Annotated in this window: 13 protein-coding genes; 8 read left to right on the top strand and 5 right to left on the bottom strand. The window is 32.5% G+C overall.

The window, feature by feature from the left end:
* The first annotated feature begins 1,396 nt into the window (after positions 1-1,396).
* Complete coding sequence (locus OXU93_RS02510) at positions 1,397-1,888, top strand: crossover junction endodeoxyribonuclease RuvC (RefSeq protein ID WP_267384288.1); 492 nt, start codon at positions 1,397-1,399, stop codon at positions 1,886-1,888.
* Here OXU93_RS02510 and OXU93_RS02515 read toward each other — a convergent pair.
* The 3 genes from OXU93_RS02515 to recA all read right to left on the bottom strand — a co-directional run bounded on the left by OXU93_RS02515 (position 1,881) and on the right by recA (position 4,602).
* Positions 1,881-2,699, bottom strand: coding sequence for a carbon-nitrogen hydrolase family protein (locus OXU93_RS02515; protein ID WP_267384289.1), 819 nt, complete (start codon positions 2,697-2,699; stop codon positions 1,881-1,883). The two genes, OXU93_RS02510 and OXU93_RS02515, sit on opposite strands and share 8 nt — an antisense overlap.
* A 60-nt stretch (positions 2,700-2,759) precedes the next feature.
* Positions 2,760-3,464 carry a LapA family protein gene (locus OXU93_RS02520; RefSeq protein ID WP_267384290.1) on the bottom strand — a complete coding sequence of 235 codons (705 nt, stop codon included), beginning with the start codon at positions 3,462-3,464 and terminating at the stop codon, positions 2,760-2,762.
* A 94-nt stretch (positions 3,465-3,558) separates the two neighbouring features.
* Positions 3,559-4,602 (bottom strand): recombinase RecA, encoded by a 1,044-nt coding sequence (gene recA / locus OXU93_RS02525; RefSeq protein WP_267384291.1) that lies wholly within the window; start codon positions 4,600-4,602, stop codon positions 3,559-3,561.
* 1,270 nt (positions 4,603-5,872) lie between these two features.
* Here recA and rpsU point away from each other — a divergent pair.
* Both rpsU and OXU93_RS02535 read left to right on the top strand, forming a co-directional pair.
* Positions 5,873-6,058 carry a 30S ribosomal protein S21 gene (gene rpsU, locus OXU93_RS02530; RefSeq protein ID WP_267384293.1) on the top strand — a complete coding sequence of 62 codons (186 nt, stop codon included), beginning with the start codon at positions 5,873-5,875 and terminating at the stop codon, positions 6,056-6,058.
* Between the two features lie 140 nt (positions 6,059-6,198).
* Positions 6,199-6,753 (top strand): shikimate kinase, encoded by a 555-nt coding sequence (locus OXU93_RS02535; RefSeq protein ID WP_267384294.1) that lies wholly within the window; start codon positions 6,199-6,201, stop codon positions 6,751-6,753.
* 343 nt (positions 6,754-7,096) lie between these two features.
* On the opposite strand, the gene OXU93_RS02540 is transcribed toward OXU93_RS02535, so the two are convergent.
* Complete coding sequence (locus OXU93_RS02540) at positions 7,097-8,290, bottom strand: SGNH/GDSL hydrolase family protein (protein ID WP_267384295.1); 1,194 nt, start codon at positions 8,288-8,290, stop codon at positions 7,097-7,099.
* 28 nt (positions 8,291-8,318) lie between these two features.
* The gene (locus OXU93_RS02545) at positions 8,319-9,590 is read right to left on the bottom strand and encodes an ABC transporter ATP-binding protein (RefSeq protein WP_324127335.1); all 1,272 of its coding nucleotides are present in this window, start codon (positions 9,588-9,590) and stop codon (positions 8,319-8,321) included.
* Positions 9,591-10,674: 1,084 nt separating this feature from the next.
* Here OXU93_RS02545 and ndhL point away from each other — a divergent pair.
* The 5 genes from ndhL (at position 10,675) to OXU93_RS02570 (ending at position 15,848) form a co-directional block, all read left to right on the top strand.
* On the top strand, positions 10,675-10,914 hold the full coding sequence (gene ndhL / locus OXU93_RS02550; RefSeq protein WP_267384754.1) for an NAD(P)H-quinone oxidoreductase subunit L: 240 nt from the start codon (positions 10,675-10,677) through the stop codon (positions 10,912-10,914).
* A gap of 38 nt (positions 10,915-10,952) precedes the next feature.
* Positions 10,953-11,267 carry a DUF3007 family protein gene (locus OXU93_RS02555; protein ID WP_267384296.1) on the top strand — a complete coding sequence of 105 codons (315 nt, stop codon included), beginning with the start codon at positions 10,953-10,955 and terminating at the stop codon, positions 11,265-11,267.
* Positions 11,268-11,341: 74 nt separating this feature from the next.
* Positions 11,342-12,136, top strand: coding sequence for a tryptophan synthase subunit alpha (gene trpA, locus OXU93_RS02560; protein ID WP_267384298.1), 795 nt, complete (start codon positions 11,342-11,344; stop codon positions 12,134-12,136).
* A 44-nt stretch (positions 12,137-12,180) separates the two neighbouring features.
* Positions 12,181-13,374: a lipid-A-disaccharide synthase-related protein gene (locus OXU93_RS02565; RefSeq protein ID WP_267384300.1), complete on the top strand. Its 1,194-nt coding sequence runs from the start codon at positions 12,181-12,183 to the stop codon at positions 13,372-13,374.
* 725 nt (positions 13,375-14,099) lie between these two features.
* Entirely contained in the window at positions 14,100-15,848 is a 1,749-nt protein-coding gene (locus OXU93_RS02570) for an ABC transporter ATP-binding protein (protein ID WP_267384301.1), read from the top strand.
* Positions 15,849-17,138 lie beyond the last annotated feature (1,290 nt).

Raw genomic sequence — 17,138 nt, forward strand, 5'->3', positions numbered from 1 at the left:
GCTGCTGCGTTCAAGTGCAAAAGATAAAAGACACAGGTTGGGCAGCTTGTGTCAATTGTCTTGACCTTAATACGCAGTGCTTGACACTCAGAACTGATTTAGAGCTAAAAACCCAAATTCTCTAGTTTTAATTGAATAAGGTTATTCTGAGTGAATATTGTTCGGGACAGTTTGACCCTACTTATGTCAATTTAGCACTCAATAGGGGTGAGTGCTAACAATTCCATCATTGAAATAAGAATTGTCTAGATTTTATGATAACTGAGGGAGGGATTTCCTCACCTTTACAGTAGAGATAACGGAACACGATGAGGAGATAGCAATAAGAGAAAAAAGATCTATTCTCTAAATATTCTTTAATAAACCTGTAGAATGTCGCTTACTTTCGTTAAGAGAATGCTCAATCCTTATCACATATTTCCAATTATATAGTAATGATTTTTGTGTTTAAATAATGAGTTTTTAAAAGCTTTATTGTCAATAAATTTATGGTATTTTAATTATTAAATATAGTTAACAACTAAACACCCGCTATTACTTAGATATAATAATTTTTATACCTAAATAGCTTGGATAATTTTAACCTCAAAATCGAATAATTTAGTTAGGATTTAAACATAATTAGTCGCGGGAGATTTTATTGTATAGATTGTTTATTTTTTTTAGAAAAATATTTATTTCTAATAGTTAAATACAAGTAATTGTAAATGAATATTTAATCTATAGTTTTTATTATAAATTAAATAAGTAATTAATTTTTAACAGTAATTTATATAAGTTCTATTTTTAACAATAAACATATATGTAGTTATTGAAAATAGAACTTATTTTTTAAGGTAACTCAACTAGTTTTTAAATTTAAAATAGAGTATAAATTAGGGTTGGGGTACCTTTTAGTTTGACTAACTGATTAATACTATCTGCTTGGATCATTGATAATCAACTATGGTTATGAAACTAATTAACTCTGGATAATAATTAGTATTATGTATTTAATACAATAGTTATTTTTTAAACAAAAAAAATATTTACTAAACTTCTTAACTATATAAAGTTTAAAGTATTTAATATAATTTATATATTATCTTACTAAATTCTTATAATATTAAATATAATTCATAGAATATTTTTAACTATATATATTAAAAACTGCTAATTATTGATTTTTTGTTTTTAAATTACATAATATAATATTCACAGTAAAATTTTATTTTTATTAATCAAATAACATTTGCCAAAATATATATTAGACAAGCTAGTAAAGCTACTTTTAATTTATTGGTTGTAAATTTTTAAATAGAAGATAATCAAATATTCAATAAGACTATTGTAATAAATACTAATTCATGACTAGAATAAAGCATGATTTATAAAAAAAGTTTGAATTAAACTAATTATGTCTGAACTAATTTGGTTAGGAATTGATCCAGGTTTAGCCATTCTAGGATGGTCAGTTTTACAAGAAACAAAATCAAATTATCCTCTACTGATTGACTATGGAATTATTGAGACTCCAAAAACTCTATCAACTTCTCAACGATTAGTAGAAATTGAACAAGATTTGGTGGGGTTAGTTCAAGAATTTACCCCCCACCGAATTGCTATTGAAATGCCCTATTTTAACCGTAAAATTAAAGCTGCTGGTGGTGTAATGCAAGCTCTAGGAGTGGTTAACTTAGTTAGTTATCGTGAAATGAAAATCGAACCAATTTTTCTTCATCAATCAAGTTGGAAATGTCATTTAGGAAATGGGCGAGCTACTAAAAAAGATGTAGCTCACACGGTAAGTCGTTTATTTGAATTAGAATTTCTTCCTATTGATGATAGTGTGGATGCAATTGCCATTGCCTATGCTGCTTTATGTGGATTAACCAATAACATTAAATGAAAACACGGTGTCGTAGAGAAGGCATTTGTCTACGTACCTGTTGAATGCGGGAAGGGTTAATTTCCGCAATTACCATCCCTTCTTCTTGTCCTGCATCGGCCAAAATTGTCCCCCAGGGATCGACAATACAAGCATGCCCATGAGTATACCGTCGTTCATAATGATTCCCTGTTTGAGCAGGAGCGATCACGTAACAGGTATTTTCAATAGCTCTAGCTTGAAGTAATATCTTCCAGTGATCTTTTCCTGTAAAGGCAGTAAAGGCAGCGGGAATAAACAGAACATCAGCTCCCTGATGGGATAGGTGACGATAAATTTCAGGAAAGCGAACATCGTAGCAAATAGAAAGTCCTAAATTGCCAAACTGCTCAGAAGGATAGATATTAGGTAAGTTTTGTCCCGCCATTACCGTACTTGACTCGCAATATGTATTGCCATCAGGAACATCTACATCGAACAGATGAACTTTTTGATAACGAGCTACTTCTATACCAGTGGAATCGACTAAGATAGCGGTATTATAAGCCTTGGTGAAATCTCCTTCTACAGGCACTGGAAAACCTCCTCCCAAGATCATAATTTGAAAACGTTGTGCCATAGTCTTGAGAAATTTTTGAGATTTTTCATTGATGATTTTTGCTTCCTGTAATTTTTCTTCTTCTTTACCTAAAAATGCAAAATTTTCTGGTAGTCCAATTAACTCAGCTCCTCGACGCACAGCCAACTCGATTAGTTCTTCGGCCTCAGCTAAGTTTTTTTGAAGATCAGGCTGACTAGTCATTTGAATAGCTGCGGCAAGATAAGATTTCATCAGTTCTGTCAGTAATATTGTAGATGCAACGTAGACTTATATTCTAACTTTCAGAGTTATTTATATCCAATCTTGATCTTCTTCTTGATTACAATTGGAAGACTTTTGGTTTTCACAATAAGGAGGAGTCAAGACACGATAGTTAGCATCATAAACTTGATCAACTGTTTTGTTTTTCGATTTAAGAGTCTCTGGCTTTTTTGGGGGAGGTTTAACCGACTCTCGCAATAGTGAACTATTTTCAGAGTCGCGGAGTTCACGATAAGTATAAGAATAAATTGAACCTTGACAAGAAACTTTTTTAGGGGATTGTAGAATCTCAAAATCTGTTGCTCGCTCTTCCTCTGCTTGTGGTTCTTCTAATTGTTCACAAGTAAATGTGGAGTTTGTTGGCGGCTCCTCAATATCCCAAGCATCTTCTTCATCAAACTCCTGTTCTGGCTTTCCCCAATTCCTTAGAGATGTTTTTCCCCAGTCAAATTTTTTTGAGGAAGGGGAAGAATTTGAGAATTGAGATGCTTGAAGAGGAAAGGTAAAACCTCTAAGAGAGAATGATGAGGAAAACTGATTGATAAGTGTTATTATCAAACTGGTTAAAAATCCAAGAATAATAAACAAAAAAGCCCAAATTCCGACAGGTAATGTTAGAGTCAATAAAGCAGTTTTGGCATTTATCCCTAGAAAATAAAGAGTTATAGGCTGTGGGTTTTGGATGAGAAAAACAATAGTTGAAACGAGAATTAATAACAGTAATAATAACTTCATCTGATATTATTGGCTAACAACAAGATGATCGACTGAAAAGGTGAGTAAGAGCTTTACCCACCTTTTCTTTAATGTCGTTTGACTTTAGTGTTTTCTACTCTTCTTCATCGGTCTGGGAAATAGCAAAACCCAGAGAGCCTAGTTCAAGTCTTTCTCGAACTTGCTGCTCTATGGTTTCCGCGATTTTGAAATTTTCCTCAAGATACTTGACTGCATTGTCCCGCCCTTGGGAAATATTATCTCCATTGTAGCTGTACCATGCCCCTTTGCGATTGATGACATCGGTTTGTTCCGCTAAATCTAACACACAGCCCATACGAGAAATTCCTTTACCAAAGATAATATCAAATTCAGCGATGCGAAAAGGTGGAGCAACTTTATTTTTAGCAACTTTAACTTTAGCTCGTATTCCATACTCTCCTTCGCTACCTTTTTTGAGAGTTTGAATACGGCGAATATCTAAGCGGACTGAGGCATAAAATTTCAGGGCATTTCCTCCGGTAGTCACTTCAGGATTACCATAAGTAATCCCTATCTTTTGCCGTAGTTGGTTCAGGAAAACTACTACGCAACCTGACTTACCAATATTTCCGGCTATTTTTCGTAAAGCTTTGCTCATAAGGCGAGCTTGTAACCCAACCTGGGTGTCTCCCATTTCTCCTTCAATTTCAGCACGGGGTACTAAAGCAGCCACAGAATCTATCACGACTATATCAACAGCAGCGGATCTAACCAATTGATCTACAATTTCTAAAGCTGATTCTCCGGTATCAGGTTGAGCAACAAGCAAATTTTCAATATCCACTCCTAAAGCATGAGAATAGGTGGGATCAAGAGCGTGTTCTGCATCAACAAAAGCTGCTACCCCTCCGGCTTTTTGTACTTCAGCAATTGCATGAAGAGCGAGGGTAGTTTTTCCAGAACTTTCAGGACCATAAATCTCAACTATTCGTCCTTGAGGAAATCCTCCTCCTAGAGCCAAATCCAACGTTAATGCTCCACTGGGTACAGTTTCTACCCTCATCCGCGCTGCATCTCCTAGACGCATGATGGAGCCTTTCCCGAAATTCCGTTCAATTTGATTGAGAACTAAGCCTAGGGCTTTATCTTTGTCAGGATTATTAGTTATAGTAGCCATCAACGCCTCAAAAAGTTTTCAGAAAAGAATTTATAGTACAAGAATATCTGCTCATTGTAGCCGTTTTTTGTGGCAGCCAACATTGAGTTATGACAATTTTGTTATTTTTTAAAAAAAATAATTATAATCCCGAAGTTATACAGCTATATGGGTAACAGATAGATTACAGATACTCTTAAAATCTTTAATAAATTAGAACTAAAATAAATAATTAGTAATTTACTATTTTGTTATTTAAATAGATGATCTTTTATTATTTTATTTTTATAAACAAGTACTATAGATAATTATTTTTATTTACGAAACTATAAATAATTTTTACTTGGCTGCATTAATGCTACTAAGACGAATAAATTTACCAGGACTACTATAATAGTTATCATAATATTAATATAATATAACTTAGTTACTAGTCTAAAATTATTAATCTAACAAGTAATAAACACTTACTAAATTAATAAACTTAAGCAAAAATCAGTTAAAGTTTTTTATGAAACGTAATTAAAAGACAATACTAACTAGTCTCTTGTTGAATTATGATTGGTTTAAGACTAGATTTTATGAACCATGTGGATGTAAGTAGATTACTTAAATATATTTACCATAACCACATTCAATTTTTAATAATTTAATTTGCTATTTAAGCATATTTTTTACTACTTATTACCTAGCTTATTTTAGTTATTTAAAATAGTATTTTACTATATCTTTATCTTAAATATTTATATGTTTTTTGATGTTAATTAGATTAAGTTTTACTTTGAAGAAGATGAAATTTATTTTAAACGAAAAGTATAGTATAAGACTTAAGATGTTTAACTTGAATTTAAGCTATTGAGTAAAAAGGTTGATTGTATAAAGTTACCCAGTATACTCTTAGTTGTATTTGAGCTTTAACTTTTGTTAAAGCTTATTTGTCAAACATTATAGGAGATTTTAAAATCTAGGAAAATAGTATAAACTATGCTAGAATACCCTCATGAGAGTTGTGTTTGTGAATTATTAACAATAATTCATAGTTCTTAGCTTATCTATTCTTCTAAACTTTTTCTTTAGACTTACGTCTATGTTTCAACACAAAATCACCAAAACAAAAATTTACAGGATATTCTTGAGAAACCAAGGTTAAAATACTGTATTTATTGATATAATGAAGGCTTGACTATGAATGCATAAAACACTAGACAGATATGTTAATGGACACAAAGACTTGAAAAAAATAGATCTAAATTACTGTTAATTTGAAATATAAACTATTGAGGATGTAGTGATGACCCAAATAATTTTGGGGGAGCATGAGGGAATTGAATCGGCTCTGCGTCGTTTCAAAAGACAAGTTAGTAGGGCCGGGATATTTGCTGATATAAAAAAACATCGTCATTTCGAAACACCAATTGAAAAACGAAAACGGAAAGCAATAGCAAAACAGAAACAACGCAAAATAAAATATTATTAGAAATAATTAACGAATCTTGTATTTTTCAGGTAGATTATTGTAGATTTAACTACAAAACCAACGAAAAAATAGATCCAATACTGGTCCTTTTCACTTCGTTACTGGACAGGAGTTGAGTTTCAATTATCAAATTATTAAAAATGCAAGGGTTACTTCAAGGCATCAATGTTTTTCTTATCGGAATGATGGGCACAGGAAAAACTACTGTGGGAAAACTTTTAGCACAAGAGTTAGCTTATCGTTTTTTTGATACAGATATTCTAATTGAACGAGTGATACAACAACCTGTTGACAGGATTTTTATCTCCATGGGAGAGGCAAACTTTCGGAAAATTGAAAGCCAAGTACTCGCTGAAGTGACCGCCTGTACAAAAAGTGTAATTGCAACGGGAGGGGGCGTTATCTTAAAACCTCAAAACTGGGTTCATCTTCGTCATGGTTTAATTATCTGGTTAGATGCTTCTGTCGAGTTATTAACTACTCGTTTAGCTGACGATAAAACCCGTCCTCTTTTACAAAATACCGATCTAACAAGCAAGTTAAGCTCCTTATTAGAGCAGCGACGTTCTCTATATAACCAAGGAGATTTACGGATTACTATTAATAAAAACGATACTCCTGAAATGCTTCTTTCCAAAATTTTAGAAAATATTCCTGGTAAAATTAGGTCTAATCTTGAAGTGTCTAACAATTAAAACTAAAGATAGACTCCAGCGTCACAAACTAAGATATTAGCATCTAAGATGTTGGATTTTAAGAAATAGATATTTCTGCATGTTATGTAGATTACATGGTTTGTAAGCAATAAAAATTATAAAATTATTCTAATCATATTTATCCTCATGACAATCTTTTCGACTTACTTAAAAAAATAGAACAAATTGAAGTAAAAAGTTTACTAAAGTCAACTAACGGAGCCACTTTGTATACTAAAAAACAAATAAAAAGTATCGAGGCTTATCTTGTAGTTTATTGTAGCAACAGTATTTTGGCAAGACACATAAATAATACGAATATATTTTGTATAAAAAATGACGACTAAAGCATTTTACAAACCTTCTTAGTAATTAACTCCCCAGCAAGTTTATGTCCTAATTGATTCCAATGCCCACCTCCTAAAATAGTATTTTCAAATCCGTGTAAAAATTGGTTATTTTTATCAGCATAGGACTGAAATTCTGGGGCTAGATTAAGCACATCAAATTTTTCTTTTTCTCCTAATATCTTAATTCGTTTGTCAGGGTAGAACTGATCTACTATTCCTTCTTCTCTAAAATATTTATCTCGTATAGATTTATTGGGATAAACTTGTGCTGGATTACTTAATGTAACAGCTAAAAATCTAGCTTTTATTGTCGCACTTTCTTGTTTAATCATTCTAACTAATTCTTCCGTAATATTCCAGGCTTTTTCCCAGTTTTTATCATCATTATCTAAATAAAGTTGTGGTATAAAATCAAGATACTTAATGACATTAAAGTTATTCTTATTTGCAAATTCTTGATCTAAAAACTTATGGCGATTTTTAATCGTAATTCTAGCTTTATTAATTATCTGTAATAGGTAAAAATTATTAATAATAGAGAAAACAACTTTTCTCGTTAAACTACTACGCCACTGGTATATTTCAGTTTCCTTTAAAGAGAAATCCATAACAAACTTATCCCCCTGTTCAATTAAAAAAGGACTAAATCTATCATAGGGACTCAATGCTTTTGAATTATTCACAATATCGTTGCCGGTAAAAATAGCTAGGATTACCATGTCAGGAGAATAGTATTTAACCTGGTGTTTTAAAGTCATTAATTCTTGGGCAGTTCCATAGTCTCCTACTCCAAAATTAATAGTCTCGACCATCCGATTATTAATACTGGGACAATTATGTAATTCTCGTTCAATAAATGACCAAAAAGTATCCTCTAAATTTACTTGAATGGCTTCGGCAAAAGAATCACCTAAAACAGCAATTCTAAAAGTGTTTTTTGGTTTTTCTCTGGGATAGTACTTATCCCGTAATCCATCCTGGTTTATCTTAACCCATCCTTTTCCTTCTTGAATCCACCAACCGGAAATGCCTGGAATTAAAGAGTGTCCTCTAAATTCATCAACCTGATAAAAACTAGGATAAGAAATCTGAGCAATTCTTAACCCAATCTCACTTATACCCAAGGCGAAGATGACACCACATAATCCCAACAAAATATCTAGTCCAAATTGCTTAAATTTCAACATAAATCGTAGGTAAGTCGATGAATTTAATTTATTTTTCTTTAATTATTTTTCTAATAGATTCTTGAGTTTTATGGTCAAATAGATGGATTTTACTTGGGTTTAAAGATAGCCAAAAACTATGTTTATCTTTATCGATTTTAGCCCAATCCTCAGAAGATATACAAACTTTTATAACAGAATTTATATCAGTAACTAAATGAAAAAAAATCGAGGTTTGATTTCCTAGATTTTCAATTAAATTTACTTTAACTTCTAAATTATTAGGTGAAGGTAGTCCAAAACCCAAATGTTCTGGTCTAATACCTAGATATACTTTAGTTCTAGTGTATTTTTTAAGAAAATATTCCCAAGATTGTGACAATTTTAGAGAAAATTGAGGATGAGTAACCATTACAGGAGTGTCCACCATCACCTCAAGAAAGTTCATTGGGGATGACCCAATAAATTCTGCAACAAAGCGATTAGCAGGATTATTATAAAGTTCTAAAGGAGGAGCAAGTTGTTGGATTTCTCCACTATTGATAACTGCAATACGATCACCCATGGTCATTGCTTCAGTTTGATCGTGAGTGACATAAATGGTAGTAATATTCATTTTTCGTTGCAGTTGAACAATTTCTGAACGCATCATTGCCCGTAGCGTAGTGTCTAAATTTGATAAGGGTTCATCCATCAAAAATACCTGCGGTTTACGGGCGATTGCACGTCCTAAAGCTACTCGTTGTTTTTGTCCACCTGATAACTCTTTAGGAAAACAGTCTAAGAGATGATCTAGTTCTAAAAGTTCAGCAACTTGGGATACTTTTTCATTTACAATTTGTTCTATCTCAGAAAGATAACGCCAGGACTGAGGCAATGATCTTGTCAAGTTAACTAAAGCTGAATCTAGCCACTTAGGTAAATATGAGATAGATTTACCTAAGTTATCTTGGTCCATACGACGCAAACCAAAAGCAATATTATCATAGACATTTAAATGGGGATAGAGAGCATAGTTTTGGAAGACCATAGCAATATCCCTTTGTTTTGGGGGAAGGGTATTTATGACACGATCACCAATTTTAATATTGCCCCCTGTTACTGTTTCTAGCCCACAAATAAGACGCAACAATGTACTTTTTCCACAACCAGAAGGTCCAACAAGAACCATGAATTCACCGTCGTCAACTGTCAAGTTAATATCCCGTAAAATACTGACTTGCTTATTTTTCGAAGGATTAAACTCGGTTTCTGAAGATGTTGGTTTTGCATCTTTAGGAGAGAAACTTTTATAAATATGTTCTAAGCTAACTTTTGCCACGCTGACCCATCATAACAATTTTACTCAAGTTTTATCTTAATACTTGTCTAACGAAGAATGTTTATTTTCTTTTTTCTTTTCTTTTCTTTTTAACTTTATTACAACAACGTTAATTAAGCATGTGTACTCTAATTAACATATCATTTTACATTTAAGTAATTAGAGTTTAGGTGATATTGTTTTTGCTTGTTTTTTAGAAAAATAATTTCTATAGAGAAATTATTTGACTGCTTTTGCTAAATTGTATTTACTTTATTATCTTAATATATAAATTTTTAGACTATTAATTAATTAAGATGATTTTTGCCGCCCAAATATTTTTTTATAAATTGTTAAGTATTCTGGTGTCTAGCGATTATTTTTTATAAATCTTTCATCCTACTAGCTTACACTAATTTTTACTGGCAAACTTATTTTTAAAAATGTGCGATAAAAAAAATTAAAGCAATAACAATAGTTGATCACCCAACTATTGTTATTGTGCAAAAAAATCTATCTTATTTTTTTAGATTTAGCAGCATTATGCAAAATATTTTGGCTTGTTTTATACACGCATTTTTTATTAACAAACGATAAACTAATATCGCTTATTAAAATAGATGAACCGACAACCTATAATATTTTCCATTCTAAATAAAATGGACAAAATAGTAAAAAGTTGCTATTTTTTAGATAAGATTGTCACACACAATAGCAGAAAACACGCAGTAAGAAGTAAAGCGAACATAGGTTAGATCAACATGTTTTCTCTTTAATGTAATAGAAGACTTATCCTAAATCACTGTTAAAAATTTCTTACCCGCAGAGCCAGTTTTCTGTTTCTTCAAAAGGTTTTAACTCAGTTTCCATATATCATATGGCATTGTTGAGATAATTTGATAAGCTATGTAATTTTTTACATGAAAGTATGCTTATTATTGTATTTAATAACTCTTAACACGTTTATCTATTGTCCTATAACAGTACCATTAGACAGTACGAGATTAAGTATATTGATACATCCCCGTTGACTGTAGGGGGGCATTCTGCGAAGATTTTAGATAGACTAGGCTTAAGTGTAAACATTTACTGTTGAACAATGACCATAACCGACTTTCTAACAGGCGATACACCTGCAGTTTCCTTGCTTTACCTGACCTTGAGCATTCTTTATCTGTTAATTATTCCCGGAATGGTCTATTTTTATCTCAACATTCGTTGGTATGTGGCGAGTTCTTCTGAACGAGTGTTGATGTATTTTCTTATGTTTTTCTTTTTTCCGGGAATGTTAGTGTTGAGTCCTTTTTTAAACTTCCGACCTAAACGCCGCAATGTGACAACTTAGTCTCAGGTGTCAACTTGAATTTAAACATGTAACATACAATGCGACGAATAGATGTTATCGCTATTGGAATTGCCATTTTTGCTGTAGGTGGGATGGCATATCTGTTTTTTCAAACTATCGGATTTAACGAAATATCAGCTGGAATTTGGAGTCAGTTCTTACTAATAGTAGGTTTGATCTGCTGGACACTGACCTACCTGTTTAAGGTTATGAATAAAAACATGACCTATAATCGACAAGTTAAAAACTATGAAGATGCAGTTTTAGAAAAACGACTTCAAGCAATGACATTAGAAGAACTTGAAAAATTGCAACAGGAAATTGTACAAGAACAATCAACGTCCGAATGTTAATCAATAAAAGCTATATCCGACTTTTGTAAGGGGCGATACCCATTTATTCCAACTTTTCGACCTGGTAATTTACTATGACCTCGGTTTCTGATTGTTTTCAATCCCTACGCAATCGCAGTCGATGTGCCTTGATTCCCTTTATTACAGCTGGTGATCCTGATTTAAATACTACTGCCCGAGCTTTACACCTTCTTGATAGTTCAGGAGCAGATTTAATTGAATTAGGAGTTCCCTATGCCGATCCCCTAGCTGATGGACCTGTGATACAGTCGGCTGCCACCCGAGCCTTAAATCGTGGTATTAAACTACAAGATATTTTAGATACTGTTAAGCAGGTTTCCTCACAAATTAAGGCCCCGATTATTTTATTTACCTACTACAATCCTATTTTTTATCATGGAGTGGATGCTTTCCTGAAACAAGTTAGGGAAGCTGGTATTAAAGGTCTAGTTGTTCCTGATTTACCCCTAGAGGAAGCTGAGAGTTTGTTAACCCCCGCAGCCGCAGAAGGGATTGAGGTAACCTTATTAGTTGCCCCAACTAGTCCTATAGAACGAATTAAGGCAATCGCTCGTCAATCTCAGGGATTCATTTATTTAGTGACTGTGACTGGAGTAACAGGAGTGCGATCACAAGTAGCCAGTAGAGTAGAAGAGTTAATAACTAATTTACGTAGTGTTACCAACAAACCTATTGGGGTTGGATTCGGCATCTCCGAGCTTGAACAGGCAGTTCAGGTGAAAAATTGGGGGGCAGATGCAGTGATTGTAGGAAGTGCTATTGTTAAACGGTTATCTAAGGGAACTCCAGAAGAAGGACTAAGTGCGATTGAAGAATTTGTTAGAGCTTTAAAACAAGGTCTCAATTAACCCCGATAGGGCGTCACATTACAAAGTAACTTTTAAAAATTCCTATGTCGTCTTCTCAAAAAAGAATTTTATTTATTAGTAATGGACATGGAGAGGATAATCATTCCTCTTATGTGATTCAAACATTATTAGAACTTTGTCCGTCTCTAGAAATAGTGGCCATGCCCATTGTAGGGGAAGGAAATGCCTATCGCCGATTAAACATCCCTATTATTGGACCTACTCAGAATATGCCTTCGGGGGGATTTTCCTATATCAACCGTTGGCGCTTCCTAACGGACCTCCAAGCGGGATTGATTGGGTTAGCATGGAGACAGTTAAAGGCCGTTTGGGAATATGCTCCTACTTGTGACTTGATTATGGCAACAGGGGATACCGTATCCCAAGGCTTTGCGTATTCTACGGGATATCCCTACGTTTCGTTTATATCCTGTTTATCGAGTCTTTATGAAGGAAAGTTATATATTGGTCCGTTTATTGGACATTTTCTTCGATCACAAAAATGTTTAGCGGTAATAACTAGAGATCCCTATACGGCTCAAGATCTTAAACGGCAAGGAATTACTAAGTCCAAATTCGGGGGAATTCCTTCTTTGGATAAACTTGTTCCTACGGGAAAAGATCTACATCTTAAACCCAATATTCCTACTATTGCTTTACTTCCTGGGTCAAGACTTCCTGAAGCAGAGCGTAACTTTAAATTGCAACTTAACCTTATTCTAGAAATTATCAAAGTGATTCCCACCGATCATATCCAATTTCGAGCAGCGTTGGTTCCCAAACTCATGAACCAATTAGCCGAAATAGCTGACTATGAAGGATGGGAACATAATGAAGGTCAATTAACTTACCAGTCTGATTATGGAGTTGCTGAAGTTAGATGTTATTCCGATGCTTTTAGTGATATTTTGCAAAGTTGTACCCTAATGTTAGGAATGGCTGGGTTGGCAGTAGATCAGGGGATAGCCCTAGGAAAACCTGTTATTCAAATTCCAGGAGAAGGACCCCAATTTACTTATAAATTTGCTGAGGCACAAACTAGACTCATTGGTAATTGTGCTCAAACTATTGGAACCGGACCTGCTACTCTAGAAACCCTTCGTGAAGCAGCCCAACGAGTAGTAGAAACAATATCGAATAAAGAGTATTTAGCCGAGTGTCTTGAAAAAGGGCAAAAACGCTTTGGTCCTCCAGGAGCATCTACCAGAATCGCTAAACTTTTATTGAGTTATATATGAGATAAAACTCAAATAATTTACTTTCAAAAAAAACAGAAAAGTTAAAAAAATTATTTACTTCTTTATAGATAATCAATTTATCACGGTTTTGTATTAACGGCAGTTCTAGAAAAAGGGCTAAAAATGGCGAACTGTATCTAGAATTAGATATAGAAATCTATCGGAGTAAACGTTAAAATAATGACAATTGGTCGACCTGTTTAAAATAAATTTGACTTCATTTAATCAAACAAGTATTTATCAATTAGATAAATACTTGTTATAAATTTGTAAATCGCAATCAGGTCCTTAACAAGTTAATATTGGTAATGTCAATCAACAAGTGTAGTAAAACTACTAATTTGAAGTTGTTGTACTAAGTCCATAATGGACAAAATTACCGCTTTTTAAGTATTAAATAAGCTCTTAATTATAAAAATAGCCCTTAAATGTATCAGGGAAGCAGTTTTTGTAGTTTAAATTACCAGTTAAGACCAAATGACAGCATTCGATAATATAATATCGAAATAGATAAATTAACTAAATAAATATGTTACAATATCACACCGGTTTACACAGTCTCTCTCGTCGAGAGAGACTGTGTAAACTTCAAAGCAATAACCATTTTATTTACTATAGATTAATAACCGTTGATACTGATATTCAAAAGATTTGCTGACTGTATTGATCTGTTAAATACTTTAATTTTCTAGTTATATTTAAATTCAAAAAAATAATTGTTAATAATGATTAAAAAAAAACGATCAAATTGGTGGCAATTAATTCCCTATTTATATCCACAATGGCCATTAATTACTAAAGGATTATTCTGTGTTCTAGGATTTGTCCTCATCACCCTTTTTTTACCTTATCTTGCTGGTAGAGTTGCCCTATTTATTGGTAGAGGAGAAGTAGAAAAAGTTGCTTATTGGTTAGGATTAGGGACCTTGGCATTTTTAATCCGGGGAATCTTTCAATATGGGCAAAATATTTTTATGATCAATGCGGCCCTTATTATGGGTTTAAAATTAAGAAAAGGAGTCTATAGTCATCTCCATCAACTGGGATTAGATTTTTTTGAAACAGCAAAAACTGGAGACTTAACCTATCGTCTAACAGAAGATATTGATCGAGTTGGAGAAATTGTTGATAAATTATCCCATCAATTTATTTCTAATTTTCTCCAATTGATTGTTATCCCTGCTTATATGCTTTATCTAAACTGGCAGTTAACTATTGCCAGTTTTATTTTAGCTCCCTTAATGGCTATCTTAGTCAGTCGTTTTGGGGAAAAATTATTGCTATTATCCCGTCGTAGTCAAAATCAAATCTCCAATCTTTCAGCTTTATTAACAGAAGTTTTTAATGGTATTCGAATTGTTAAAGCGTTTGCTGCCCAAGATTACGAAATTAAGCGATTTGCCAGAGAAGCAGAATGTAACCGCCAGTCTAAATATCATGCAGAACAACTCAAGGCATTTCAATATCCAATTGTAGGTTTTCTCGAAGCAATTAGTATTATGCTGCTTTTTCTGATTGGAGGTTGGCAAATTTCCCAAGGAAACCTAAGATCTGAGGAATTTGTTAGTTATTTGGCGGCTGTCGCTTTGCTGCTGCATCCCATTGACTTAATGACCAGTAATTATAATGAATTCAAACAGGCCGAAGCATCAATAGATCGTATCTTCGAATTAGTTGACCATAAACCAACTATCATTGAGAGTCCTAATGGGCTAATTTTACCTCAGGTAACAGGAAGAGTAGAATATTCCAGGGTCAGTTTTGCCTATCAACCAGGTCAACCCATTTTACAAGAATTATCGTTATTGGCTGAACCTGGTCAAATTATTGCCTTAGTCGGGTCTTCTGGGGCAGGCAAGACGACTTTGATAAATTTACTACCCCGTTTTTATGACCCCCAAGAAGGTCAAATTCTCATCGATGGAGTTGATATTAGGAATGTCACTTTAACTAGTCTTCGTCGTCAAATTGGTATTGTTCCTCAAGAAAATACTTTATTTTCAGGAACAATTGCCCAAAACATCGCCTATGGACAAGAAAAATTATATCAACAGACCATCGAAGAAGCTGCTAAAATCGCCAATGCTCACTCATTTATTAGCAAACTCTCTCAAGGCTATCAAACTTGGGTGGGGGAACGAGGAGTTAACCTGTCCGGAGGACAACGGCAACGAATTGCAATCGCTCGTGCTGTTTTGCTCAATCCCCGTATCATGATACTAGACGAGGCCACCTCTGCCTTAGATTCTGAGTCGGAAGCGTTGGTACAAGAAGCCTTGGAACGAGTAATGGAAAACCGTACCGTTTTTGTGATTGCCCATCGTTTAAGTACTATCCGCCGTGCTAATTGTATTTTAGTTTTAGAAAAAGGACAAGTCATTGAGTGTGGAACCCATAGTGACTTATTAGTAAAAGGAGGCCGCTACGCTAAATTTTATAATAAACAATATAAAAAAGGAAATAAGGATTTTTAGTTTATTTGAGTAGAATGACAAATACTATATAGTTGGATGGGTTTTGACAAAAAATATCTATGTTACTGGTTTCAGGATTACTGATACTAATTTTTAAAAAAATAGTAACATGTTCTCTCCATAGGTACTAATCTTTGTTAAGTTTATGTTTGTAATTGGATTTAATAAAAACACTCATTATATGAGCATAATTGTATTAAAAAAGTAAAACTTCATATAATAGTAGTTACAATCTTATAGATTAAAAATTAAATATATTCTCTATATAGAGAATATATTTAATTTTTTTCGAGCATGATTAACTAATTAATTTTATATAAAATATTATGTATAACTATTAATTTCAATATCTTATATTTTAAATTATTTAATTTTCTAAAAATGTTAATTACTAAAAAATTATTTATCCTCACAATTATTGACAAATTTAATAATATTAAAATTTGATATATTCCTTAAATTTAAGTTTAGTAGAGTCATTTTATTAAGTAACAATTTTATATTTTGTATAAAAAAATATAAAATTGTTATACTTCTTTACTCTTAAGTCCAAAATCTATTAGGAGATTATTTCAAGTAAAACACAATTAAAAGAAATATATCCTAGACTTTATTAAGTTGCTATTAAATATATATCTAAACTGTACGACCTTTTGAAAGACACTCATGTTTTTCTATAACAATTATGTTAGATAGTAATTCAGTTACTACCCGAATAGTAACGAACTGATATTCTTATATGTATAAGGTCTCTATTGATTTTATTTTCTACTGATCATTCTTTTTTTTTAAGTTTTGGTTAATAATTTAATTAACTGTTGTTAATAGCGCTTAAATGGTAAACGAGAAATTATAGAAGTTATGTATTGAAAAACTAATTTATATATAATAATAGTTCAGATGAGGACGTAAAGTTATTGTCAAAAATAAAAAGCAAAGATGGGATTAAAGAATCGATATGTTTTTATTGTCTTTAAGTATTCAATAGTTTTCAAATACTTTATTTAAGTTATTATGAATTTATATTTATTAAAGATTCGTCTTTGGAGATAAAAATATATTAAGAGTTTTCTAAAATAGAATATTATATATTTCAATAAAAATTTGTTGCTTATTCTTAATTAAGATAATAGACTGCTGTTAGGTATTCTTAATTAAATAAAAGTCAACAAGAGGCTAAAGTATATATACTTTTTTGTCTTAAAACTTATAATTTACTTTTTATTATTAAGAGTGTTTTTCTTTTGCTAAAACTTTAGTTCTTCAACTTTCATACAGTCTAAACTAGCA

The organism is Cyanobacterium sp. uoEpiScrs1 (genome assembly GCF_947331815.1).
Lineage (GTDB): Bacteria > Cyanobacteriota > Cyanobacteriia > Cyanobacteriales > Microcystaceae > Rippkaea.

What these genes read in the sequence shown, in the direction of transcription:
- recA (WP_267384291.1), bottom strand. Translation starts at nt 4,602, where the DNA reads ATGGCTACTATAACTAATAATCCTGACAAAGATAAAGCCCTAGGCTTA.
- OXU93_RS02535 (WP_267384294.1), top strand. Translation starts at nt 6,199, where the DNA reads ATGCAAGGGTTACTTCAAGGCATCAATGTTTTTCTTATCGGAATGATG.
- OXU93_RS02570 (WP_267384301.1), top strand. Translation starts at nt 14,100, where the DNA reads ATGATTAAAAAAAAACGATCAAATTGGTGGCAATTAATTCCCTATTTA.
- rpsU (WP_267384293.1), top strand. Translation starts at nt 5,873, where the DNA reads ATGACCCAAATAATTTTGGGGGAGCATGAGGGAATTGAATCGGCTCTG.
- OXU93_RS02555 (WP_267384296.1), top strand. Translation starts at nt 10,953, where the DNA reads ATGCGACGAATAGATGTTATCGCTATTGGAATTGCCATTTTTGCTGTA.
- OXU93_RS02565 (WP_267384300.1), top strand. Translation starts at nt 12,181, where the DNA reads ATGTCGTCTTCTCAAAAAAGAATTTTATTTATTAGTAATGGACATGGA.
- OXU93_RS02510 (WP_267384288.1), top strand. Translation starts at nt 1,397, where the DNA reads ATGTCTGAACTAATTTGGTTAGGAATTGATCCAGGTTTAGCCATTCTA.
- OXU93_RS02520 (WP_267384290.1), bottom strand. Translation starts at nt 3,464, where the DNA reads ATGAAGTTATTATTACTGTTATTAATTCTCGTTTCAACTATTGTTTTT.
- trpA (WP_267384298.1), top strand. Translation starts at nt 11,342, where the DNA reads ATGACCTCGGTTTCTGATTGTTTTCAATCCCTACGCAATCGCAGTCGA.
- OXU93_RS02540 (WP_267384295.1), bottom strand. Translation starts at nt 8,290, where the DNA reads ATGTTGAAATTTAAGCAATTTGGACTAGATATTTTGTTGGGATTATGT.
- OXU93_RS02515 (WP_267384289.1), bottom strand. Translation starts at nt 2,699, where the DNA reads ATGAAATCTTATCTTGCCGCAGCTATTCAAATGACTAGTCAGCCTGAT.